This is a genomic window from Chryseobacterium sp. SIMBA_028 (assembly GCF_046535285.1).
Classification (GTDB): Bacteria; Bacteroidota; Bacteroidia; order Flavobacteriales; family Weeksellaceae; genus Chryseobacterium.
Genome location: NZ_JAWRWZ010000721.1, coordinates 1 through 243, shown reverse-complemented (window position 1 = coordinate 243; position 243 = coordinate 1). Strand labels below are relative to the sequence as shown.

Annotated in this window: 1 protein-coding gene; it reads left to right on the top strand. The window is 39.1% G+C overall.

What is annotated here, in order from left to right; translation table 11 throughout:
• Positions 1-243: hypothetical protein (locus SCA31_RS25140; RefSeq protein WP_410699661.1), on the top strand; the 243-nt coding region annotated here is incomplete at both ends.

The window sequence follows — 243 nt, the reverse complement described above, 5'->3', positions numbered from 1 at the left end:
AAGATTCGAGCAGTTGTATCCTTTACAAACCGATACCATCGAACAAATCTTCAGCAAATACGAAAACAAAAAAGAAATTGTTTGGGCTCAGGAAGAACCAGAAAACATGGGAGCTTGGTCTTACATTTTAAGAAACTTCAGAGATACAGGAATTCAGGTAATTTCACCGGTTCCAAGCGGTGCTCCGGCTCCGGGAAGTCATAAAATGTTTGAGAAAAATCAAAATGCGGTTATAAACAGAGT